General features: G+C 66.5%; 17 protein-coding genes and 1 tRNA gene. 3 read left to right on the forward strand and 15 right to left on the reverse strand.

Going from position 1 to position 20853, the window contains the following annotated elements; all coding sequences use genetic code 11:
• Nucleotides 1-140: 140 nt before the first annotated feature.
• The 4 genes from EOW66_RS08210 to cysQ form a co-directional block, all read right to left on the reverse strand.
• Nucleotides 141-1175: a glycosyltransferase family 2 protein gene (locus EOW66_RS08210; protein ID WP_128155930.1), complete on the reverse strand. Its 1035-nt coding sequence runs from the start codon at nt 1173-1175 to the stop codon at nt 141-143.
• A gap of 18 nt (nt 1176-1193) precedes the next feature.
• A complete protein-coding gene (galE, locus tag EOW66_RS08215; protein ID WP_128155931.1) occupies nt 1194-2180 on the reverse strand; it encodes a UDP-glucose 4-epimerase GalE in 987 nt (328 codons plus the stop codon).
• Nucleotides 2181-2186: 6 nt separating this feature from the next.
• Entirely contained in the window at nt 2187-3080 is an 894-nt protein-coding gene (gene galU, locus EOW66_RS08220) for a UTP--glucose-1-phosphate uridylyltransferase GalU (protein WP_164881069.1), read from the reverse strand.
• Nucleotides 3081-3309: 229 nt separating this feature from the next.
• A complete protein-coding gene (gene cysQ / locus EOW66_RS08225) occupies nt 3310-4107 on the reverse strand; it encodes a 3'(2'),5'-bisphosphate nucleotidase CysQ (RefSeq protein WP_128155932.1) in 798 nt (265 codons plus the stop codon).
• Nucleotides 4108-4231: 124 nt separating this feature from the next.
• Between cysQ and EOW66_RS08230 the strand changes: the two genes are divergently transcribed.
• Nucleotides 4232-5053 carry an ABC transporter permease gene (locus EOW66_RS08230; RefSeq protein ID WP_128149531.1) on the forward strand — a complete coding sequence of 274 codons (822 nt, stop codon included), beginning with the start codon at nt 4232-4234 and terminating at the stop codon, nt 5051-5053.
• On the opposite strand, the gene EOW66_RS08235 is transcribed toward EOW66_RS08230, so the two are convergent.
• Nucleotides 5054-6085: a LacI family DNA-binding transcriptional regulator gene (locus EOW66_RS08235; RefSeq protein WP_128155933.1), complete on the reverse strand. Its 1032-nt coding sequence runs from the start codon at nt 6083-6085 to the stop codon at nt 5054-5056.
• A gap of 276 nt (nt 6086-6361) precedes the next feature.
• Here EOW66_RS08235 and EOW66_RS08240 point away from each other — a divergent pair.
• Nucleotides 6362-6438: transfer RNA gene (locus tag EOW66_RS08240), tRNA-Arg, on the forward strand.
• Nucleotides 6439-6874: 436 nt separating this feature from the next.
• On the opposite strand, the gene EOW66_RS08245 is transcribed toward EOW66_RS08240, so the two are convergent.
• The 7 genes from EOW66_RS08245 to kdsA form a co-directional block, all read right to left on the reverse strand.
• On the reverse strand, nt 6875-7504 hold the full coding sequence (locus EOW66_RS08245) for a TetR/AcrR family transcriptional regulator (RefSeq protein ID WP_128156128.1): 630 nt from the start codon (nt 7502-7504) through the stop codon (nt 6875-6877).
• 459 nt (nt 7505-7963) lie between these two features.
• Nucleotides 7964-8752, reverse strand: coding sequence for a DUF1217 domain-containing protein (locus EOW66_RS08250; RefSeq protein WP_128155934.1), 789 nt, complete (start codon nt 8750-8752; stop codon nt 7964-7966).
• A complete protein-coding gene (flbT, locus tag EOW66_RS08255; RefSeq protein ID WP_113898444.1) occupies nt 8749-9153 on the reverse strand; it encodes a flagellar biosynthesis repressor FlbT in 405 nt (134 codons plus the stop codon). The genes EOW66_RS08250 and flbT overlap by 4 nt, the downstream gene beginning before the upstream one ends.
• On the reverse strand, nt 9150-9521 hold the full coding sequence (gene flaF / locus EOW66_RS08260; RefSeq protein ID WP_128155935.1) for a flagellar biosynthesis regulator FlaF: 372 nt from the start codon (nt 9519-9521) through the stop codon (nt 9150-9152). Before flaF ends, flbT begins: the two co-directional genes overlap by 4 nt.
• Nucleotides 9522-9605: 84 nt before the next feature.
• Nucleotides 9606-10835, reverse strand: a complete 1230-nt coding sequence (locus tag EOW66_RS08265) for a flagellin (protein ID WP_128155936.1) — start codon at nt 10833-10835, stop codon at nt 9606-9608.
• A 224-nt stretch (nt 10836-11059) separates the two neighbouring features.
• Nucleotides 11060-11881: a 3-deoxy-manno-octulosonate cytidylyltransferase gene (gene kdsB / locus EOW66_RS08270; protein ID WP_128155937.1), complete on the reverse strand. Its 822-nt coding sequence runs from the start codon at nt 11879-11881 to the stop codon at nt 11060-11062.
• Nucleotides 11878-12711 (reverse strand): 3-deoxy-8-phosphooctulonate synthase, encoded by an 834-nt coding sequence (gene kdsA / locus EOW66_RS08275; RefSeq protein WP_113898448.1) that lies wholly within the window; start codon nt 12709-12711, stop codon nt 11878-11880. Before kdsA ends, kdsB begins: the two co-directional genes overlap by 4 nt.
• Nucleotides 12712-12927: 216 nt before the next feature.
• On the opposite strand from kdsA, the gene EOW66_RS08280 reads away from it, so the two are divergent.
• A complete protein-coding gene (locus tag EOW66_RS08280; protein ID WP_128155938.1) occupies nt 12928-14862 on the forward strand; it encodes a carboxypeptidase regulatory-like domain-containing protein in 1935 nt (644 codons plus the stop codon).
• A gap of 6 nt (nt 14863-14868) precedes the next feature.
• Here the strand turns inward: EOW66_RS08280 and mtgA are convergent, their stop codons facing one another.
• The 3 genes from mtgA to gltB all read right to left on the reverse strand — a co-directional run bounded on the left by mtgA (nt 14869) and on the right by gltB (nt 20852).
• Nucleotides 14869-15606, reverse strand: a complete 738-nt coding sequence (mtgA, locus tag EOW66_RS08285) for a monofunctional biosynthetic peptidoglycan transglycosylase (protein ID WP_113898450.1) — start codon at nt 15604-15606, stop codon at nt 14869-14871.
• Between the two features lie 49 nt (nt 15607-15655).
• Nucleotides 15656-16228 carry a DUF1269 domain-containing protein gene (locus EOW66_RS08290; protein WP_128155939.1) on the reverse strand — a complete coding sequence of 191 codons (573 nt, stop codon included), beginning with the start codon at nt 16226-16228 and terminating at the stop codon, nt 15656-15658.
• A gap of 85 nt (nt 16229-16313) precedes the next feature.
• Complete coding sequence (gltB, locus tag EOW66_RS08295; protein WP_128155940.1) at nt 16314-20852, reverse strand: glutamate synthase large subunit; 4539 nt, start codon at nt 20850-20852, stop codon at nt 16314-16316.
• Nucleotide 20853: the final 1 nt, after the last annotated feature.

The following is a 20853-nucleotide window of genomic DNA, read 5'->3' on the forward strand; positions in this document are numbered from 1 at the left end:
GGAACGCCATTGAAACAGGGTAAACAGTTTCCGGATCGGAAACCTTCTCCCGCTGTTGCCTGCCCGTCCCGCCCGGCCTCATCAAATCCCCGGCAGAATAGGCGCTCCCGGCGGGCGCGTAAACAATTGCCTCAGTGCGGTCAACGGTTTGGCCCGGACCAGTTGCCCCGCGTCATCAGTCCGAGCGCCTCGAGGCCGCGCCAGTCGGAGAGCCGGTGCGACTGCGCATCGCGCAGGACCGGATCGGCGATGATCCCGTCATAGTAACCATCATAGCGCTCGGCATGGGTGAAATGCTCGCGCCGCAGCTTCTCGTCGCGCGATTTCGCGATCACCTCGCCAAGGAACTTGGTGTGCAAAAGCACTCCGGTCGGCGCCTGCAGCCGTGCGTCGAAGCCCGCATTCAGCCGCCGCGGCAGGGCGATATGGGTCGAGCTGACATAGGCATAGCGCCAGTTCCAGCGGATCAGCGGGGTCTTGTGCAGATGCGGCGCGCAGTCCGGGGCGTCGGCGAAGAAGACCCGCTGCCGCACCCCGCCGCGGATCGAGATATTGCCGAATTTCGGCTGGTATTCCCAGTCGTAGCCCTCGGCATCGAAGAGCGGCAGGGCCTGTGTCGGGTCTTCGCCGGGCGCGGCATGGGCGGTGGACAGCGGTCCCTCGGGATAGAGGTCGAGCATCATCGCCGCCATCATCGGCAGGCCGCGGGCATCAAGCGCCGCGGTCAGCTCGCGCAGCGTCGCGCGATCGCCATGCGGAATCAGCAAAAGCTCGTCGGCATCGACGGTCAGGCACCAGTGCCCGCTGCCGTGACGCGCGAGCAGCCCGTTCAGCCAGTCCATCCCGAAGCGGGAGCCGCGATAGCTTGCCCGGGTCGTCCAGAGCGAGACGTCGGGCTCGGCCGCCAGCGTGTCGGGGCTGCCGTCGGCGCTGGCATTGTCCACGAAGAGGAAATGATTCACGCCGAGCGCCCGGTAATGGCGCAGGAAGAACGGCAGCCGCGCCGCCTCGTTCCGGATCGTGGCGAAGAGCAGGATATCGTCCTTGCGGATCTGCGCCGTCCGGTCGACGCGCGGCGTCAGATGACGCCGGCGCCGCCGGATCGCGCGGGCCAGCAGGTAGCGGCGCTTCGCGCGCAGCCGCCCCGCCTGCCACAGATCAGCAAATGACGTCATGGCACCCCCCGTGGGGTGTCATTTTTCATAATGGCCGCTCTGATGCCAGCGCCAAGCATCGGCGATCATCGTCGCGAGCTCGGCGCGCTTCGGGGTCCAGCCCAGCGTGCTGACCGCCTTGGTCGAGCCCGAGACCAGCACCGCAGCATCGCCCGGCCGCCGCTCGCCCTCGAGGATCGGCACGTCGCGGTTCGTCACCGCCCGCGACTGTGCGATCACCTCGCGCACCGAGAAGCCCTTGCCGGTGCCGAGGCAGAACACCTCGGAGGGCTTGCCGGCCTCGAGCCATTTCAACCCGAGCACATGTGCGTCGACCAGATCCGAGACGTGGACATAATCGCGGATGCAGGTGCCGTCGGGGGTGGCATAGTCCGAGCCGAAGACGGTCAGCGCCGGGCGCCGCCCGTCGATCGCGTCGAGCATCAGCGGGATCAGGTGCGTCTCGGGGCGGTGGAATTCGCCGACCTCGGCCTCCGGGTCGCCGCCCGCCACGTTGAAGTAGCGGAAGATCACCGAGCGCAGACCGTGGCTGTTGCCGAAGTCGCGCAGCATGTCCTCGATCGCCCGCTTCGAGCCGCCATAGGCGTTGATCGGCATCTGCCGGGTCGTCTCGTCCAGCACCACCCCGTCCTGGTCGCCATAGGTGGCGCAGGTCGAGGAGAAGACGAAATCGAGGCAGCCGGCGGCGACTGCCGCCTCGATTAGGGTGAGCGAGGAAAGCACGTTCGCGCGCCAGTATTTGCCGGGGTCCTTCATCGACTCGCCGACGAGGCTGAGCGCGGCGAAATGCATCACCGCGACCGGCTGCCACCTGGCGAAGACCTCGTCGAGCCGCGCGCGGTCGGCAAGATCGCCTTCCTCGAGCGGGCCGAACTTCACCGCGTCGCGCCAGCCGGTGACGAAGCTGTCATAGGTGACGGGCACATAGCCTGCTGCACGCAGCGCCTTGCAGGCATGCGAGCCGATGTAGCCGGCCCCGCCGGTGACCAGAACGTGCTTTGCCATCGTCGCTTACTCGGCCGCCTTCTGCATCGCCATGATGTCGGACAGGAAGCCCGCGAACTCGTCGCGCAGGTCGGGGCGCGCCAGGCCGAAGGCCACCGTCGCCTGCAGGAAGCCTGCCTTCGAGCCGCAGTCATAGCGCTGGCCGCGGAAGCGGAAGCCATAGACCGGGTTGCCCTTGGTCAGTTCCTCGGCGATCGCGTCGGTCAGCTGGATCTCGCCGCCGGCACCTTCCTTCTTCTGGTTGAGGTTGTTCATCACCTCGGGCGTCAGGATGTAGCGGCCGATCACCGCGAGGTTCGAGGGCGCCTCTGCCGCCTTCGGCTTCTCGACCATGTGGCGCACCTTGACCATCTGGCCGTTCTCGCTCTCGATGTCGAGGATGCCGTAGGACGAGGTCTTGTCCATCGGCACTTCCATCGCCGCGACGACGTTGCCGCCGGTTTCAGCATGGGCTTCCATCATCTGCTGCAGACACGGCGTGTCGGCGGCGATCACGTCATCGGTCAGGATCACCGCGAAGGGCTCGTCGGCGACGAGCTTGCGCGCGCACCACACCGCATGGCCAAGGCCGAGCGGGCGGTTCTGACGGACATAGGCGATGGCGCCGGAATCCATGTTGGTGGCCTGGAGCGCTTCGAGAAGCTCGGTCTTGCCCTTCTTGCGCAGCGACTCCTCGAGTTCGGGGGCGTCGTCGAAATAGTCTTCAAGGGCGGACTTGCCGCGCGAGGTCACGAAGATGAATTCCTTGATGCCGGCCGCACGGGCCTCGTCAATCGCGTATTGAATGAGCGGCCGGTCGACCAGGGTCAGGATCTCTTTCGGGATCGCCTTGGTGGCCGGGAGGAAGCGGGTCCCGAGGCCGGCGACAGGGAAAATCGCTTTCGTGACCTTGCGTTTCATTATGCACCTTTTTGATATGAGCCTGCCGGCTCGCGTAGACACCGCAATATTCTCGTCCAGAACAGGCGGGTTCTCAAGCGCGCTGCAGAGCGGAAAAATCAGTTGAGGAAAAAAGCCGCGGATTTCAGCTCATTGTTGCCGGAAGGAGACCTCCCGGCGGGCTGAGGCCACATCCTGCGGCGGGCAGGGGTCGCCGCGGCGAATCGGGGTGACGCCGCGGCAGGCCGGGTCACTTCGCCAGCAGCACACCGGGGGCATAGGCGATGAAGAACGGGTTGGCGAAGCCGTCCTTGCCATAGACGAAGGGGGCGTGGTCTTCGAAGCGGACCATCTTGCCGCCGGCGCCGCGCAGCACCGCATCGCCCGCCGCGGTGTCCCATTCCATGGTGCGGCCGAGGCGCGGATAGAGATCGGCCTCGCCGGTGGCGACGAGGCAGAACTTCAGCGACGAGCCCGCCGAGGTCATGTCCTTCACCGCATAGCGCGCGATGTAGTCATCCGTCGCCTGATCGCGATGTGATTTCGAGGCGACGACCATCAGCCCGCGGTTGTCGGGCACCGAGACGGTGATCGGGCGCTGCTCGCCGGGCGCATCCTTGGCGAAGACGGGGCCGACCTCCTCGACCGAGCGGCCGTCGGCGAGGGTGTAGAACAGCCGCCCCTTCGCCGGCGCATAGACCACGCCGCGCAGCGGCACACCGTCCTCGACATAGGCGATGTTGACGGTGAAATCGCCGCGGCGCTGGACGAATTCCTTGGTGCCGTCGAGCGGGTCGACGATCAGGAAGGTGCTGACGTGCTGGCCATGCGAGGCGGCCTGCTCCTCGGTGACGAGGGCGATCTGCGGGAAAGCCTCGGCGAGCCCTTCCGAGATCAGCGCGTCGGCGGCCTCGTCCGCCTCGGTGACCGGAGAGTTGTCGGATTTCGACTTCACCTCGAATTCGGGGGAGGTGTAGATCTCCATGATCCTGTCGCCGGCCTCGAGGGCGAGCCTGCGCATGATCGTCACCAGACGGTCGAAATCCATTTTACACTCCATTCCGGCCACATCCGGGCCCAATTGCCATGCTCTGTCCGAGAACTTAAGGTGAGTGACAAGGGATCGGCAAGTTTTCCGCGCCAGAATCGTCACCAGGGAGCAGGGCAGCAGCATGTTCAGGGCGGAGCGCAGCAAGAGCACCCTCGGGTCGACCTTCAGCCTGCTGGAGCTGATCTACCATGCGACGGTGCGCCATATCCGCCGCTCGCAGGGCAATGCCATCCTCGGTCTGCTGCGCAACATGGTGCAGACCTTCCTGCTCGTGGTGAGCTTTTACGTGATGTACACGGTGCTCGGCATGCGCGGCAATGCGATCCGGGGCAACTTCCTGCTCTACATCATGAGCGGGATTTTCCTCTACCTGACCCACACCAAGGCGATGGGCGCGGTGTTCGGCGCCGAAAGCTCGACCTCGGCGATGATGAAACACGCGCCGATGACCACCGCCGTCTCGATCACCGCCGCGGCGCTGAGTGCGCTTTACCTGCAGGTGTTGTCGATGGTGGTGGTGCTCTACATCTACCACGCCGCCTGGGGGCCGATCGAGATCTACGACTGGGTTGGCGCGATGGGGATGGTGCTGCTGTCGTGGTTCACCGGGGTGGCGCTCGGGCTGGTGTTCCTTGCGGCCAAGCCCTGGGCGCCGGGGTTCGTCGGCATCGTGCAGGCGGTCTATTCCCGCGCCAACATGATCGCCTCGGGCAAGATGTTCGTGGCGAACAACCTGACCCACAAGATGCTGGCGCTGTTCAGCTGGAACCCGCTGTTCCACACCATCGACCAGGCGCGCGGCTACACTTTCATCAACTACAACCCGCATTTCTCGAACTGGCACTATTCGCTGATCGTCGGGCTGGCGCTCTTGATGATCGGGCTGATGGGCGAGTTCTACACCCGGCAATATGCCTCGCTCAGCTGGAGTGCGCGGCGCTGATCAGCGCCGCCGGATCGTGTCGCCCAGCTGCAGCACTGGTTCGAGTTCGATCACCTCGCCGCCGATCATGCCGCCGTGCGGGCGCCCGGCGATGATCTCGGCGGCCTTGCGGCCGATCTCGCGCCGGCAGGCGTCCATCGTGGCCAGTCGCCGCGGCAGCCCCTCGAGCAGGTCGACGCCGTTGAACCCCGCAAGGCCCAGCCGTTCGGGCACGTCATAGCCGTTCTCGAGGCACCACAGCAGCCCGCCTGCGCCGATCATGTCGTTCGAGTAATAGAGGAAATCGAGATCGGGGTTGCGCGCCAGGATCGCCTGCGTCATCTCGCGCCCCTTCAGCAGCGCCGAGCCGCCCGAGTAGAACTCGGTGTCGCTCACCGCGAGGCCGGCCTCGGCGAGCCCCTCGCTGAAGCCCTCGAAGCGTTTGCGGGCGCGGTGGTCCTCGGGCATCTTGGTGCCGAGGAAGCCGATCTTGCGATAGCCTGCGGCGACGATCGCCTCGGCCATGTGCCGCCCGGCGCGGCGGTGCGAGATGCCGACGACCGAGTCGACCCCGGCGCCGTCGACATCCATGATCTCGACCACCGGCACGCCGGCGTTCTCGAGCATCGCGCGCGCCGCCTCGGTATGCTCGAGCCCGGCGATGATCACCCCCGAGGGGCGCCACGACAGCATCTCGTAGAGCACGGTCTCTTCCTTGTCGGGGCGGTAGTTGGTGACGCCCACGACCGGCTGCAGCCCGGTGTCCTCGAGTTCGGCCGAGATCCCCGAGAGCACCTCGGGGAAGACCAGGTTCGACAGCGACGGGATGATGACACCGACCAGGTTCACCCGCTGCGAGGCCAGCGCGCCGGCGATCTTGTTCGGCACGTAGCCGAGCGTCCGCGCCGCCTCGAGCACTTTCACGCGCGTCGCTTCCGACACGTCGCCACGGTTGCGCAGCACGCGGCTGACCGTCATCTCGGAGACCCCGGAGGCCTCGGAGACGTCACGCAGGGTCAGGGGGCGGCGCGGGTCGGCTGGAAAGCGGGCCAATCGAAAACCTTTCGTGAATGCCTCTCATCCTTAGCGCCAAATATTTCCGTTGCGCAAGCGCCTGGCAAGCGCTATGTTAGCGGTAACGGTAACGGGCGAGACTCCGAAAAACCCGAAGCCGAACAGCTGCCGCGTGTAGACTCCGATCGCAGCAGGGAATTGAGGGGGGGAGCGGTGGGCCAAAACGCTCCCCCTTTTCATGTCCGCAGTTTCCCCCTGTTCTTGCTGTCCGCGCGCTTGCGTTTCGGCGGTTTTCCTCGCAAAAGAGACGGGTGTGGCCCCGTGGCTCAACTGGATAGAGCAATCCCCTCCTAAGGGATAGGTTGGTGGTTCGAATCCACTCGGGGTCACCATTCATTTCCATAAAATCAGCCGGATACAGAGCACCATTCCGGCGTGAGGGCAGCGTCTGTCCGGACTTTCCGCGCCGAACCGTCGGACGGAGGGGGAACGCCGGTCCAGATCCCCTACAGGCGGCCGGCATCTCCAGGGCTCAGGCGCCACAAATGCGCATGAAAAACCCCGGCGCGGGGCTGCCTGATCAGGAGGCCGCGGCGGGCACGCTGATGACGGCACCTTCGCCCCTCGGCGTGCGGGGTTCCCGCGCCCTGTCGCCGGGGGCGCTGGGACAGCCCATTCGTCGCTCTGTTCCGAAAGCGGGCATCTCCGGCCCAGGTTGGTGTCAGCAACCAGACCCCACCGGAACATCGCCGGGGACCACCTCAACCAGACCATGCACCCCGCTCAGAGACAGCATCGGAGCGCATATTTCGACGTTCGTTCAGTGCATTACGCCTGTTCCGCGAGCACGCCTTGCAGCACGATCCCGATGTGGCGCTCGGTCTGGTCGAGCAGCGACCCGATCGGGCGCGCCGGGGCGGCAACGAAATTGCCGAAATACTGCGTGGTCAGGCCGAGGAGGATCTCAGCCAATGCCGGGGCATCGACCGAGGCGCGGATCTTCCCGGTCTCCTGATAGCGCTGCACCAGCCGGATGTAATGGCGCAGGATCAGGGTGTTGAGCCGCGCGCCGGTGCGGCTTGCCGGGCCCTCGGGCTCGAGGAAGGCCGCTGACAGGATGACCCGCCAGCACTCGCGCGAGAGACGCCGCATCGCCTGGCGGGCCAGCAGCGATTCGAAGGCGATCACCCCCTGCAGCGGTTCCTCGGGCAGGTTGCTCAGGAAGGCGCGCCGTTCGGGCAGCGAGGCGCGGACATGGCGCAGCGCCAGCGCCATCAGCAGGTTCGGCTTGGTGGCGAAGTAGTTGTAGACCGTCGCCGGCGCGACCAGGGCCTGTTCCGCGATCGCCTCGATATGCGTGCCCTCATAGCCACGCTCGCGGAACAGAAGCTCCGCTGCATCCAGAACCTGCTCGGCCCGCAGCCGTTTGTTCCGCTCTCTCAGGCCGCCCCGCGCCATCGCGATTTTTTTCGGAAGTGACATTCTTTTGGGCATGTCGGGTCGCTCCACTCCCTGATATATATTCGACTCTAAATTTAAAGTTTGCACAAAATAACCGTAACCCATCGAGTCTTAAACGGCCTGCGGACCGTGGCAAAGCAGGAAATGCCCGCGGCGGCGGAAGACCATACGGCATGTCCGGACCAACGGGCTGCGCCGCGCCACCAGACCGGGGGGCCGCAACCGCTCAGCAAGGTCCCGCGCTGGCCGAAGGGGCGCGGTGTGGTCGGCCCCGACGCCGATGCGGGACGCCTGCTGCACCTGTTCCGCGCCGAGAGCAGCCGACCTGTCGGCGCAGCGGCGCGACGGCCCGCACGTGGCGGTGCCGCGGATCATCGAGATCTCGCACCATTGCTTCCTGTGCCAGGCGATGGATGTGCCCGGCCGGTCCATCAAAGGCGGCGGCCCGCCGGCGGGTCAGGACTGCAAAAGCGCAAGCGCAACCGCGCCGGGGCTTTGGAAGCTGATCTCGGAGATCTGCGCCCTGGCGAAATAGATCCGGTTCAGCTTTTCGAAGGATTCGGCGCCCGAGATCAGCGCAAGATCCGACGTCCCGAAAACCTCGAAGGCCTTCTTCTGATAGATCTCCACCTGCTGGTCGACATTGAGGGCCGCGACCTCCGAGGGCAGGCCCAGCGCCGTCTGCAGGAAGGAACTCATCGGCCGCGAGCCGATGACAGCGTACCACCCTGCCCGCTGCGTGCTCTGCTTCGCGGCGATCTCGGGCAATTCGCGCCGGGCCGAAAGCGCCAGCCTGAGGCTGTCATCCGCCGCGCCCACCGCCGCCTCGAACTGACGGTTCTCGTATTTCTGCAAGATCTCGTCGGCGAAATCGGAAAGCTGCGTGCGCGGCACCGAGAAGTCACCGAAGCCGAACGCCTCGGACAGCTTGAGATAGCTTTTGTCGGAGAGCGTGTTCGCGAGAGACTTGGAATCGAGCGTGCCTTCGTTCAGCACCTTCAGGATGAAATACTTGTTGTTGATATCGCCTTCCAGGCCGAAGGCGCCAAGTGCCACGGACAGCAGGCGGCGATCCGAAACGAGGTCTTCCGCGGTCCGGATCGAGCCGATCTTCTCGCGGAAATAGGTCTCGTTGCGCTGGATGTCGGGCGATGCGGTGAAGGCCGCCATCTGTCGCCCCATCGTCCGGTTCAGCAGGCTCCAGCCGGCATAGCCACCGAACGGCAGGACGGGGGTGTAGCTCATGCCCCGGTCGCGGCGAGAAGCCGCTCCTCTCTCGGCAACAGACTGCGCAGCGCCTTCAGCGCCTGGTAGGTCTGCCCCTCGATCACCGCCGAGGTCGCAAGCGCCAGCTGCGCGCGGCTGTCGTGATCGGTGAGGGCCTGGCTCAGCTGCTCGATCCCGCGCAGCAGCTGCACCTTCGCCTCGTCCCACTCGGCATCGCCCGACAGGACGAGCTGCGCGATGTAGCACACGCGCCGGACCGGCGTGTTGACCTCGTCGGGATGGACCGCGTCGCGCAGGCGCAGGATATGGGCATTGGGCGTCATGATCGCCAGCCGCGAGCGCCGCTCGCCATTCTCGATCACCGCGCCGTTGATCAGCACCCTTTCCTTCGGGGCCAGCTTGAGAACAAGTCCCGTCATCCGTGTGCCCCCTCGTTGCGCAATCCCCTCATGATCGCGGTGTTGATGTCGACGAGAACCTCCGCCCGGGCCTGACCGAGCAACACCTTGCGGCTGTGCGCCTGGGTGAATTCTGCGAGATAGAAGAGGCGCGCGCGCAGCGCCGCGGGCAAGGGGTTTTGCGGCAGCGCGACATCCGTCGCCAGAATGGTCCACAGCCGCCGGTTGTCGTGGATCGCGCTGGCGAGTTCGACGAAATCGGCGCGCGCCTCGGCCTGTTTCAGCCGTCGCGTCACGCGCGCGAAGACCTCGTATTCGGTGGCACGCAACGTGCGGATCGGCTGCGCGGGGTTCTCGTAGGCCGTCTTGGCCATGGTCGTCGCGGACACGGCAATACCTTTCTGTATTGGGGAAGACATCGCGCAGCTTTGGCGCGGAAGGCGGGGCGCCTGGGGGCGCCCCGCCGGGTGTCATCACTTGAACAGCGAGAGGATGTTCTGCGGCTGCTGGTTCGCGATCGACAGCGACTGGATGCCGAGTTGCTGCTGCGTCTGCAGCGCCTGCAGCCGGGCCGATGCCTCTTCCATGTCGGCATCGACGAGCGCGCCGATCCCGGTCTTCATCGCATCGGTCAGCTTCGAGACGAAATCCGCTTGGATGCCCAGCCGGTTCTCGACCGAACCGAAGTCGGCCGCCGCCGTCGTGGCCTTCTCGATCATGCTTTCGATGTTGACCAGCTGCGCCGAGAGCGTCGAGCCGTCGGTCACGTCGATCGTCGCCAGCAGCGAGAGGTCGCCGGAATCGGCGTTCTTGTACTGACCGGTCACCGTCAGCGCGTCGGCGCCGGCGTTGGCGAGCGAGAGCGTCCCCGTCGTGGTCGAATCGTCGTAGGTCACGGTCAGCCCCGAGATCCCGAGCCCGTCGATCGCGCTCTTGAGCCCGAAGGCGATCGACTCGGACTGGTCGACTCCCGCCCGCAGGTCGTCTTCGGTCACGGTATAGGTTGCGGCCTGGCCACCGATGTTCACCGAGATCGAATCGCCTGCCGCAAGACCCGCGACCGTGCCGTCGATCACGATGGAACCGGTTCCGGTGGTGGCATCGAGACTGAAGGCGCTGGTGTCGGCACCCGCTGCGCTGAGCGATCCGGTGGCCCCCGACCCCGTCGCGAAGACGCTGCGCGCGGTGTAGCCGCCGGTGGAGAAGTCCACGCCGCTCACCCCGATGTAGGAGGCAGAGACATTGCCCGACAGGTCGCGGTTGAGCGACGACAGGATGTTGGTGGAGCCCTTGCTGCCGTCGATCAGGTTCAGGCCGTTGAACTGCGCCGAGCTGACCACCGAGGAGATCTGCGCCTTCAGCGCCTCGACGTCGGTCTGGATCTTGTCGCGGTCAACGTTCTCGTCCTGCGCCGAAACGATCTTCGACTGCATCTGGGTCAGCAGATCGGTCACCGTCTCCGCCGCCTGGCGGGCCACGGCCACCGTCGATTCACCCAGCGACAGGCTGTCGGAGATGCCCTGGAACCCCTGGACGTCTGCCTCCATCACCTTGGAGATGGCCCAGACCGCGGCATTGTCCTTCGCGCTGCTCACCGTCTTGCCGGTCGAGATCTCGCTTTGCGTCTTCGACAGGCTGGAGTTGATGCCCTTGAGCGTCTGCAGCGCAACCATGGCGCTGGTGTTCGTCAGAATGCTGGACATATCAGGTCCTTCACTTTCCATTCGGCGCTTTGCGCCGGCTTCAGGTGCCGCCCTTTTTGGAAACGGCGCTCGTGGCGTTCTGACCATGCGGCACGCCTGTTGCGTCGCCGCGCCATTCCATCGGAATGCGAGCTGATCCTTGCAAAGAGATGCTAACGGAAAGCTAAGGGCCGACATTTCTGCCGGCCCCGATTGTCTCAAATTTTCTGTGTCGGGGGAGCGGCTCAGTCGACGCCCATCTGCGCGAGATAGCCCTCGATCAGCGGCACGTCGCTCGGGTTGTTCAGCTCCCAGAATTTCGCGCCGGGGGCAAAGACTTCGACCGTCGAGACCGGGTAGCCGTTTTCGAGGAAGCGCAGCTGTTCGAGCCCTTCGAGCAGCTCGAGCGGGCCGGGCTCCCAGCCGGAATAGGCGGCGAGCGCCGCGCGGCGATAGGCGTAAAGCCCGACGTGGTGGAACACCGGCACGATGCCGTCGACCTCGCCCTTGCCATTGGTGAAGGGGATCACTTCCTTCGAGAAGTAAAGCGCCTGACCGAGCCGGTTCGACACCACCGTGGTGGCGCCGACGCGGCCGTTGCGACGGTCCTCGATGAAATGGCCGACCGATTCGGCATCGCAGCGCAGCACCGGGGTGGCGATGCCGCAAGACGGGGTGTCGCGCATCGCGGCGATCAGCGCGGTGACGAAGCCGGGCGGGGTCAGCGGCGCGTCACCCTGCAGGTTGACGATGATCTCGGCGCCGATCCCGGCGCGGTCGATCGCCTGGGCGACGCGCTCGGTGCCGTTGCGGCAGGCGGCATCGGTCAGGATCACCTCGGCGCCGATGCGGGCGGCCTCGTCGGCGATCCGGTCGTCATCGGTCGCGACGTAAAGCGAGATCGCCCCGCCCGCCTCCTCGATCGCCTTGCGCCCGGCCATCACCGAGCGCTCGAGCAGGCTGCGCACCGTCCCCTTCGCCCCCGTGAGCGTCGCGAGCGGCTTGCCCGGGTAGCGGGTCGAGGCATAGCGCGCGGGGATGATGATGCAGGCGTCGGCAGAGGTCATTTCGCGATCCGTTCCTTGTAAAGCGCGTCGAAGGCACGCAGATCGGCCACCAGGCCAGCGAGCTGGTCGATCGGGATCATGTTCGGCCCGTCCGAGGGCGCGTTGTCCGGGTCCTGATGGGTTTCGATGAACAGCGCCGAAACCCCCACGGCGCAGGCCGCCCGCGCCAGCACCGGCGCGAATTCGCGCTGCCCGCCCGAGGTGGTGCCCTGTCCGCCCGGCTGCTGCACCGAATGGGTGGCGTCGAACACCACCGGATAGCCGGTGCGTGCCATGATCGGCAGGCCACGGAAATCGGTCACCAGGGTGTTGTAGCCGAACGAGGTGCCGCGGTCGCACAGCATGATGCGCTCGTTGCCGGTCGAGGCGACCTTGGCGGCGACATTCGCCATGTCCCAGGGCGCGAGGAACTGCCCCTTCTTCACGTTGATCGCCCGGCCGGTCTCGCCCGCGGCCAGCAGCAGGTCGGTCTGGCGGCACAGGAAGGCGGGGATCTGCAGCACGTCACAGACCTCGGCGGCGATGGCGCAATGCCAGGGCTCGTGCACATCGGTCAGCACCGGCACGCCGAATTCCTTGCCGATGTCGCCAAGGATCTGCAGCCCGGTCTCCATCCCCAGCCCGCGGGTCGTCGACAGCGAGGAGCGGTTCGCCTTGTCATAGCTTGCCTTGAAGATGAACTGCGTGCCGGTCGGCGCACAGGCTTCGGCGATGCGCTCGGCCATCATCCGGGCATGGTCGCGGCTTTCGAGCTGGCACGGGCCGAGGATCAGGGCGATCGGGTTCGCCCCGCCGATCGCGATGTTGCCGATGGTCACGATGGAAGTCATGGTTCGTCCTTCACGCAATGCCTGCAGGCAGGTTCAAACGGCATATATGGGATTTCCGCGGCAAAAGGCAGCCCATTTGGCCGACCGGGGCCCCGCCGGCCGCAGGTGCGGTCTTCCGGCCATGAAAATGCCGCAGAATTCGGTTCTGATTGACCGCGGGCGCAGTCTTTCCTGGCCTTCGCCCGCGACGGATCCGGCCTCAGGACGAATCGACAGATGAGACAACCGACGGCTTTCGAGCAGGAACTCCTGCAATACATCAACCGCGCCCGGATGGACCCGGCCGGGGAGTTCGACGCGCTGATCGCCAATGCCGGCAGCCGCACCGCCGTCGCCTCTGACATCACCACCGCGATCCGCTATTTCGGGGTCGATCTCGCGCTGTTCCACGAGCAGCTTGCCGCCTATGACCCGGTCGCGCCGCTCGCCTGGAACGGGCTGCTCGCCGATGCCGCGCTCGGACACAGCCGGCTGATGATCGATCAGGACACGCAGGCGCACCAGCTTTCCGGCGAAGCCGCGCTCGGCCCCCGGATCCTTGCCACGGGCTATCCGGCGCTGCGGGTGGGCGAAAACATCTTCGCCTATGCCGAGAATGCGCTTTACGCCCATGCCGGCTTCTTCATCGACTGGGGCTATGGTCCGGGCGGGATGCAGGACCCGGCCGGGCACCGGATCACGATCCTGAACGGTGCCTATACCGAGGTCGGCATCGGCGCGCTTGCCGACCGGTCTTCCTCGACCACCGTCGGCCCCTGGGTGGTGACCCAGGACTTCGGAGCCCGCGCGGATGCCGTGCCACAGCTTCTGGGCGTGGTCTTTGACGATGCCGATGGCGATTCCGTCTATGATGCGGGCGAGGGGATGGGCGGCGTCACCGTCACCATCACCGGCAATGGCCACACGATGACCACCACGACCTGGGATGCGGGCGGCTACCAGCTCGGGCTCGATCCGGGCAGCTATTCGGTGGTGTTCTCGGGTGGCGGGCTCGACGGCGTGGTGCGCGGCACGGCCACGCTCGGCGGCGAGAACGCGGCGCTGGATGCCCGCGCCGCGGATGCCGTTCCGGCGATCACCACGATCAGTGGCGACACCGCGGCGAACCGGCTGGCCGGCACGGTCTGGGAAGACCAGATCTTCGGTCGCGGCGGCGCCGACACGCTGATCGGCGGGGCCGGCGCCGACACGCTCGATGGCGGTTTCGGCAATGACCTGCTGAACGGCGGCTTCGGCCGAGATGTCCTGTTCGGCGGCAATGGCGCCGACACGCTCAACGGCGGCCCCGGGGCGGACCGGATGACCGGCGGCAACGGCTCCGACCTCTTCCATGTCGACACGGCCGGCGACCTGATCGTCGAATGGCGAAGCTGGGGGGGAACCGACACGGTGATCGCCTCGGTCGATTTCTCGCTGACGATGGCGCATCTCGAGAACCTGGTGCTCACCGGCACGGCGCTGCGCGGCATCGGCAATGCGCTGGCGAACCGGATCACCGGCACTGCCGGCGACAATTTCATCGACGGCGGCCGCAATGCCGATACCATGCTTGGCGGGGCGGGGAATGACATCTACGTCGTGCGCGACGCCGGCGATCAGGTGATCGAATGGGCGAACCGCGGTCTCGACACCGTGCGCGCCTATGTCTCGACCGTGCTGCCGCAGAACGTCGAGCGGCTGTATCTGCAGCCCGCACGCGATGCCGCGGGGGCGGGGATCGAGGGGCTGAGCGGCACCGGCAATGCGCTCGCGAACACGCTCTTCGGCAATATGTTCGACAACACCCTGACCGGCCGGCAGGGAAATGACACGCTGCGCGGCGGCGCCGGCGCCGATGCCTTCGTCTTCGACCGGCTGCCGGGGGCGGAGAACGTCGACCACATCCTCGACTTCAACCGCAACGCCGCCGCCGAGGGCGATACGCTGCGCATGGCGCATTGGGCCTTCGCCGGGGTCGCGCGCGGCGCGCTGTCCGAAACGGCCTTCCACACCGGGGCGACGGCGCAGGATGCCGCGGACCGCTTCCTTTACGACGCGGCGGCCGGGCAATTGTGGTTCGACGCCGACGGCACGGGGACGACCGACAGGGTGCTGGTCGCCACCTTCAGCGCCGGCACCGCGCTGAGCGCCGCCGACATCTTCGTGTTCTGAGCCAGTTCAGTCGCGCGAGAAACAGGCGGCGCGGCCGTCGACACGGATCGTCTGCGCCCCGTCCGAGATCGCCCGTGCCCGACGCGAGACGAAAGTCGACGGGTGCGAGGCCGAGCGCCCCTTCGGGTCGGGCAGCACCGCGGCAAGCAGTGCCGCCTGGCGCGCCGTCAGCTTGTCGGGCGTGGTGCGGAAATAGTGGAAGGCCGCGGCGTTCACCCCGAACACGCCCTCGCCGAATTCCGCGACGTTGAGATAGACCTCGAGAATGCGCCGCTTGCTCCAGACGAATTCGACCACCGGGGTCAGCGCCGCTTCCATCGCCTTGCGCAGCCAGCTCCGGCCCTGCCACAGGAAGACGTTCTTCACCGTCTGCTGGCTGATCGTCGAGGCGCCACGGTCGGCGCCGGCATCAATCGCCTGGCGGATCGCCTTCATGTCAAAGCCCCAGTGCCGGCAGAAATTCGCGTCCTCCGCGGCAACGACCGAGCGCGCCACCACCGGCGCGATCTCGTCCATCGGCGTCCATTGCTGATCGACCGAACCGAGCCGGCGCATCTCCGACCAGATCGTCAGGGTGATCGGCGGGTTGACGACGGTGTAGGCGACAATGAGCGCGACATAGGCCGCCGCGCCCCCCAGCACGAGGCGCGCAAGCCAGCGCAGCGCCCAGCGCAGGGGCGCGCTTGCGCCCTGTGCGGCCGCGCCTGCGGCTTTCTTGCCCGGTGATGCCCTGCGTGCTGCCATGGCGCCATAAGTCATGCCCGGGCCGGTCAGGTCAAGATATCCGCGGCCCTCAATCGGGCCCGGCGCCGATCACCGGCTGCTTCCGTTCGGCGGCGGCCTCGGTCATCTCCTCGGCGCTGACCGCGGTGGTGCCGGCGCGCGCGATTGCCACGTGCAGCCGCGCCTCCATGTCCTCGGGCAGCTCGGTGCTCAGGCTGCGCCCGGTCGCGCCCAGAGTGCGCAGCCGTTCGAGCACCTCGGCCGCCCGCGCCCGGCGCAGCAACAGGAAGAGCACGGCGCCCCCCTGCGGCAGCGCGGTGGCGGCGCGGCGCATGAAATCGTCGTTGATGCCGATGTCGGTATGCGCGCCCGCAAGCGCGCCGATGCCGGCGCCGATCGCGGCCCCCGCCACCGGCGCAAGAAAGACGAGCCCGATCAGCGCCCCCCAGACGGTGCCGCCAAGCGCGCCGCTGGCCGTCAGGTTCAGCGGCTGGTGCAAGATCACCCCGCCCTCCGCGTCGCGCGTCGCCACCACCATGTCCTCGGCGTCGAGGAGGCCGGTGCGCTGCAGTTCGGCCAGCGAATCGCGCATGCCGAAAGCCGCCGCTTCGGTGTCGAAGGCCAGGATCAGAAGCTCAGCCATCTCGCTCTCCTTGTGGCTGCAAACGAACAGGGCGGGACCCGAAGGTCCCGCCCGTCAACGCCCGGAAACGGTATCCGGTTCCATCTCACTCGGCCGGCATCGCTGCCGGTTCGTCGCTCAGCGGATAGGGCAGATGCACCAGCATCTCCTTCGGGCAGACCTGCAGGAAGTTCGCCCGTTCCGACTCCCAGTTCTGCAAGATCTCCGACGCCTTGCGCGAGCCGGTCTCCTTCGCATGCCGCTCGATCAGGCTGCGCAGCTGCGTCTCCCAATGCGAGTGGCCGATGCCGCAGGTCACAATGCTCTCGAGGTTCATGTAATCCTCGGCGAGACCTTCGGGATCGTAGAGATAGGCCATGCCCCCGGTCATGCCGGCGCCGAAGTTCGCCCCGATCCGGCCAAGGATCACAGCGACGCCGCCGGTCATGTATTCGCAACCGTTCGAGCCACAGCCCTCGACCACCACCTTGGCGCCCGAGTTGCGCACCGCGAAGCGCTCGCCCGCGCGGCCGGCGGCAAACAGATAGCCGTCGGTCGCGCCATAGAGCACGGTGTTGCCGATGATCGTGTTCTCGGCCGCGACGAGCGGCGAGGACATCGGCGGACGCACCACGATGGTGCCGCCCGACAAGCCCTTCGCCACATAGTCGTTGGCGTCGCCCGAAACCTCGATCTTCAGCCCCGGCGCCGCGAAGGCGCCGAGCGACTGGCCGCAGGAGCCGGTCAGCTTCACCGTCAGATGGTCGGGCTGCAGCGCGTTGCGCATCCCGAAGTTCTTCACGATGTGGCTCGAGGCGCGGGTGCCGATGGTGCGCAGCGTGTTGCGCACCGCATAGGACAGCTGCATCTTCTCGCCGTCCTCGAAGAAGCGGTGGCCGTCCTTGATGATCTCGGCATCGAGCGTGTCGGGCACGTAGTTGCGCGGCTTCGAGCGGTCGTAGACGATCTTGTCCCAGCCATCGACGGTGATCAGCAGCGGGTTCAGGTCGAGGTCATCAAGGTGCGCAGACCCGCGGCTGACCTGGGTCAGCAGGTCGGCCCGCCCGATCACCTCGTCAAGCGAGCGCGCGCCGATCGAGGCGAGGATCTCGCGCACTTCCTGGGCGTAGAAGGTGATCAGGTTGACCACCTTGTCGGCCGTGCCATGGAACTTGGCGCGCAGCACCGGGTCCTGGGTGCACACGCCCACCGGGCAGGTGTTCGACTGGCACTGACGCACCATGATGCAGCCCATGGCGATCAGCGCCGCGGTGCCGATGCCGTATTCCTCGGCGCCCATCATCGCCGCCATCACGATGTCGCGGCCGGTGCGCAGACCGCCGTCGGTGCGCAGCGTGACGCGCTCGCGCAGCTTGTTCATCGCCAGAACCTGATGCGCCTCGGTCAGGCCCATTTCCCAGGGCAGACCCGCGAACTTGATCGAGGTCGCGGGCGAAGCCCCCGTGCCGCCGTTGTGGCCCGAGATCAGGATGATGTCGGCCTTGGCCTTGGCCACGCCCGCGGCAATCGTGCCGACGCCCGACGACGCCACCAGCTTCACCGTGACCTTGGCCCGCGGGTTGATCTGCTTGAGGTCGTAGATCAGCTGCGCGAGGTCCTCGATCGAGTAGATGTCATGGTGCGGCGGCGGCGAGATCAGCGTCACGCCCTTGGTCGAGTGCCGCAGACGCGCGATGAGCTCGGTCACCTTCATGCCCGGAAGCTGGCCGCCCTCGCCGGGCTTGGCACCCTGCGCGACCTTGATTTCCAGCTCTTCGCAATGGTTCAGGTATTCGGCGGTCACGCCGAACCGGCCCGAGGCCACCTGCTTGATCTTCGCCGACGGGTTGTCGCCGTTCGGTTCGGGCACGAAATGCGCCGGGTCCTCGCCGCCCTCGCCCGAGTCCGACTTCGCGCCGATGCGGTTCATCGCGACGTTCAGCGTCTTGTGCGCCTCCGGCCCGAGCGCGCCGAGCGACATGCCGGGGGTGACGAAGCGCTTGCGGATCGAGGTGATCGATTCCACCTCCTCGATCGGCACCGCCTTGCCGAGCGGCTTGATGTCGAGCAGGTCACGGATGTGAATCGGCGGGTTCGCCCGCATCATCGCCGAATACTGCTTCCACAGGTCATAGCTCGCCCGGTCGCAGGCCGATTGCAGCAGGTGCATCGTCTGCGCTTCCCAGGCGTGCTTCTCGCCGGTGCGGCGCGCCTTGTAGAAGCCGCCGATCGGCAGCACGTCCTGACCGCCAAGCCAGCCCTTCGCATGCACCTGCTCCAGCTTGTGCTGGATGCCGTGCAGGCCGATGCCGGAGATGCGCGAATGCATGCCCGGGAAGAACTCGGCCACCATGGCGCGCGACAGGCCCACCGCCTCGAAGTTCAGACCACCGCGATAGGAGGAGATGATCGAGATCCCCATCTTCGCCATGATCTTCAGCAGGCCCGCGTCGATCGCGTCACGATAGCGGCGCATGTTGTCGACGAGCGAGCCGGTCAGCAGGCCGCGCTCGATGCGGTCATTGATGCTGTCCTGCGCGAGGTAGGGGTTCACCGTCGTCGCGCCCGCGCCGATCAGCACGGCGAAATAATGGCTGTCGATGCATTCGGCCGAGCGCACGTTCACCGAGGTGAAGGTCCGCAGCCCCTTGCGGGTCAGCCACGAATGCACCGCCGAGGTCGCGAGGATCATCGGCATCGCTACCTTCTCGGCATCCTGATGCTCGTCGGTCAGCACGAGGTGCAGCGCGCCCGAGCGCACCGCGTCCTCCGCCTCGGCGCGGATCCGCTCGAGCCCCTCGCGCAACGCTTCCTGATCGGCGCCGGCGGGGAAGGTGCAGTCGATCACCGTCACCGAGTCGCCGAAGACCTTCATCATCTCGGCATATTCGGCATTGGCGATGAACGGGCTTTCGAGGATCAGGATCTCGGTCTGCGAGCTGTCCTCGTCGAGCACGTTCTTCAGGTTGCCGAAGCGGGTCTTCAGCGACATCACCCGGCTTTCACGAAGAGAGTCGATCGGCGGGTTGGTGACCTGGCTGAAGTTCTGCCGGAAGAAGTGGCTCAGCGGGCGATACTGCTTCGACAGCACCGCGGGCGGCGTGTCGTCGCCCATCGAGGCGAGCGCTTCCTTGCCGTCCTCGGCCATCGGCGCAAGGATCTGCTCGAGATCCTCGAGCGAGTAGCCCGCCGCGATCTGCCGCTTGCGCAGCTCGGCGCCCGCGTGCAGCGCCTTTTCCGGCACGTCGCGCATGATCGCGTTCAGGTCGATCACCTTCTCGACCCAGTCGCCGAAGGGCTGGCTGTTGGCAAGCCGGTCCTTGATCTCCTTGTCGTGGTAGAGCCTGCCCTCGCGCATGTCGACGGCGATCATCTGCCCCGGCCCGAGCGCGCCCTTTTCGCGCACGTTCATCTCGTCGACCGGGACCATGCCCGCCTCGGAGCCCGCGATCAGCATGCCGTCGCCGGTCACCACATAGCGCATCGGGCGCAGCCCGTTGCGGTCGAGCCCGCCGCAGACCCAGCGGCCGTCGGTCATCGCCAGCGCCGCCGGGCCATCCCAGGGCTCCATCACCGCGTTGCAGTAGGCATACATGTCCTGCCACTTCTTCGGCATGTCGGTCGTCGCCTTCGACCAGGCCTCGGGCACCAGCATCGTCTTCGTCATCGGCGCCGAGCGGCCCGAACGCACCATCACCTCGAACACGGCATCAAGCGCGCCCGAGTCGGAGGTGCCCGACGGGATGATCGGCTTGATGTCCTCGGCCGCGTCGCCGAAGGCCGAGGAGGCCATGCGGATCTCGTGGCTCTTCATCCAGTTGACGTTGCCCTTCAGCGTGTTGATCTCGCCGTTATGGGCGAGCATGCGGAAGGGCTGCGCCAGCCACCACTGCGGGAAGGTGTTGGTGGAATAGCGCTGGTGGTAGATCGCGAAGGCCGATTCGAAACGATCGTCCTTCAGGTCCGGGTAGAACTCGGCGACCTGCTCGGCCAGCATCATGCCCTTGTAGATGATCGAGCGCGTCGACAGCGAGCAGATGTAGAGCCCGGAGATCTGCGCCGCGATCGCCGCCTTCTCGATGCGGCGGCGGATGACGTAGAGCTCGCGCTCGAAGGTCTCGTCGTCGATGTCCTTCTCGCAGCGGATCAGGATCTGCTCGATCTCGGGACGGGTCGCATTCGCCTTCTCGCCCAGCACCTCGGTGTTCACCGGCACGTGGCGCCAGCCATAGATGTAGTGCCCCATCCGCAGCACTTCGCTTTCGACGATCGTGCGGCAGCGCTCCTGCGCGCCGAAGTCGATGCGCGGCAGGAAGATCTGGCCGACGGCGACCTTCTTTTCCATGTCCGGCTCGTGGCCGGTGCGGCGGATCTGGTCATAGAAGAAGGGCGCCGGGATCTGCACATGGATGCCCGCGCCATCGCCCGTCTTGCCGTCGGCATCGACCGCGCCGCGGTGCCAGATCGCCTTCAGCGCCTCGATGCCGCTCGCCACGACCCGGCGCGAGGCCTTGCCGTTCAGCGCCACGACGAGACCGACGCCGCAGGACGCCTTCTCGTCGTCCTCGCGGTAGAGCGAGTTCTCCGCCATCCACTTGCGCTTCGCTTCCTCGGCGGCAACCCAGGCTTCATCGTATTTCGTCATC

It is taken from the genome of Paenirhodobacter huangdaonensis (assembly GCF_004022465.1).
Taxonomy (GTDB): Bacteria; Pseudomonadota; Alphaproteobacteria; order Rhodobacterales; family Rhodobacteraceae; genus Rhodobacter; species Rhodobacter huangdaonensis.

Bases quoted from the DNA above. Each gene is read 5' to 3' on its own strand.
- EOW66_RS08210 (WP_128155930.1), bottom strand. From the start codon at position 1,175: ATGACGTCATTTGCTGATCTGTGGCAGGCGGGGCGGCTGCGCGCGAAG.
- galE (WP_128155931.1), bottom strand. From the start codon at position 2,180: ATGGCAAAGCACGTTCTGGTCACCGGCGGGGCCGGCTACATCGGCTCG.
- galU (WP_164881069.1), bottom strand. From the start codon at position 3,080: ATGAAACGCAAGGTCACGAAAGCGATTTTCCCTGTCGCCGGCCTCGGG.
- cysQ (WP_128155932.1), bottom strand. From the start codon at position 4,107: ATGGATTTCGACCGTCTGGTGACGATCATGCGCAGGCTCGCCCTCGAG.
- EOW66_RS08230 (WP_128149531.1), top strand. From the start codon at position 4,232: ATGTTCAGGGCGGAGCGCAGCAAGAGCACCCTCGGGTCGACCTTCAGC.
- EOW66_RS08245 (WP_128156128.1), bottom strand. From the start codon at position 7,504: ATGGCGCGGGGCGGCCTGAGAGAGCGGAACAAACGGCTGCGGGCCGAG.
- EOW66_RS08250 (WP_128155934.1), bottom strand. From the start codon at position 8,752: ATGAGCTACACCCCCGTCCTGCCGTTCGGTGGCTATGCCGGCTGGAGC.
- flbT (WP_113898444.1), bottom strand. From the start codon at position 9,153: ATGACGGGACTTGTTCTCAAGCTGGCCCCGAAGGAAAGGGTGCTGATC.
- EOW66_RS08265 (WP_128155936.1), bottom strand. From the start codon at position 10,835: ATGTCCAGCATTCTGACGAACACCAGCGCCATGGTTGCGCTGCAGACG.
- kdsB (WP_128155937.1), bottom strand. From the start codon at position 11,881: ATGACCTCTGCCGACGCCTGCATCATCATCCCCGCGCGCTATGCCTCG.
- kdsA (WP_113898448.1), bottom strand. From the start codon at position 12,711: ATGACTTCCATCGTGACCATCGGCAACATCGCGATCGGCGGGGCGAAC.
- EOW66_RS08280 (WP_128155938.1), top strand. From the start codon at position 12,928: ATGAGACAACCGACGGCTTTCGAGCAGGAACTCCTGCAATACATCAAC.
- mtgA (WP_113898450.1), bottom strand. From the start codon at position 15,606: ATGGCAGCACGCAGGGCATCACCGGGCAAGAAAGCCGCAGGCGCGGCC.
- EOW66_RS08290 (WP_128155939.1), bottom strand. From the start codon at position 16,228: ATGGCTGAGCTTCTGATCCTGGCCTTCGACACCGAAGCGGCGGCTTTC.
- gltB (WP_128155940.1), bottom strand. From the start codon at position 20,852: ATGACGAAATACGATGAAGCCTGGGTTGCCGCCGAGGAAGCGAAGCGC.